This is a genomic window from Nocardioides malaquae (assembly GCF_015070385.1).
Taxonomy (GTDB): Bacteria; Actinomycetota; Actinomycetes; order Propionibacteriales; family Nocardioidaceae; genus Nocardioides; species Nocardioides malaquae.
In genome coordinates this window covers 1-1,279 of the sequence record NZ_JADCSA010000033.1, presented here as the reverse complement: position 1 = coordinate 1,279, position 1,279 = coordinate 1, and the positions used below count along the sequence as shown (strand labels likewise).

Below are 1,279 nucleotides of genomic sequence, written 5' to 3'. Positions count from 1 at the left end.
TCAGTGTGAGGCTTCTGCTGCCGCTGTTGCGGTGGTTGGATCCCGAGCACCTGGTGTCTGGCTCGTAGCCTCCGTGCCGACCTCGGTCTGGCGGGCATGTGTTTTGCCGACACCGGGTGTGAAGGAGCCGGCCGGCGTGACTTGATAGGAGCGTGGCACCGCCCCCACTGAGATGTGTCCGCCGACCGGCCCAACCGTCCCTCGCATCAAGTGAAGGAGGCAACCACCATGGTTGTTGTTGGAGCCGATGTGCACAAGCACACCCACACGTTCGTCGCGGTCGACGAGGCTGGTCGACAACTGGGTCAACTCACAGTCGCGGCCACGACGAAGGGACATCGCAAGGCGATGGCCTGGGCGTGGCGGACCTACGGCAGCGATTTGCTGTGGGCGATCGAGGACTGCCGCCACCTCTCAGCGCGGCTCGAACGAGACCTGCTCACCGCGGGGCAGTCGGTCGTGCGGGTTCCGCCGAAGATGATGGCCGAACAGCGGCGTACCGCGCGCACACGCGGCAAGTCCGACCCCATCGATGCGCTCGCTGTGGCGCGGGCCGCGCAACGCGAGCCCGATCTGCCCGTGGCCTCGCACGACGATGTCTCGCATGAGTTGAAGCTGCTCGTCGACAGGCGCGATGACCTGGTCAAACACCGCACCGCCACCATCAACCGGCTGCTGTGGCGCGTCCACGAGCTTGACCCCGCGCTGGCACCACCTGCCCGCTCGATGGACCTGGCCAAGCACCAGAAGTTGCTCTTGGAGCGATTGGCGGGCGTCGAAGGTCTCGTCGCGGAACTGGCACGCGACGAGCTCGCCGACGTGGTCGAGCTGACCGCGCGGATCAACCAGCTCGAGCGCCGCATCGCCGTACGTGTCGAGGAGGTCGCACCGACCCTGCTGGCCATGCCCGGAGTTGGTGCGCTGACAGCCGCCAAGCTCGTCGGTGAGGCCGCCGGGATCACCCGGTTCAAGTCCGAAGCCGCGTTCGCCCGCCACGCCGGGATCGCACCGATTCCGGTCTGGTCGGGCAACACGAACGGCCGGGTGCGGATGACCCGGTCCGGCAACCGGCAGCTCAACGCCGCGATCCACCGCATCGCCGTCACCCAGATCCGCCTCGACGGACTCGGCAAGGCCTACTACGCAAAGAAGAAGTCCGAAGGCATGTCCACCCCCGAAGCACTGCGATGCCTCAAACGACGCCTCTCCCGGATCGTGTTCAACCACCTCACCACCGACCACCAAGCCCGCGCTGCGACTGGACTCGCAGCCGCCGCTT

Annotated in this window: 1 protein-coding gene; it reads left to right on the top strand. The window is 66.9% G+C overall.

The annotated features are described in order from the left end of the window. Nucleotides 1-210 precede the first annotated feature (210 nt). A partial coding sequence (locus IEQ44_RS15515; protein ID WP_319804715.1) for an IS110 family RNA-guided transposase occupies nucleotides 211-1,279 on the top strand: 1,069 nt, incomplete at its 3' end.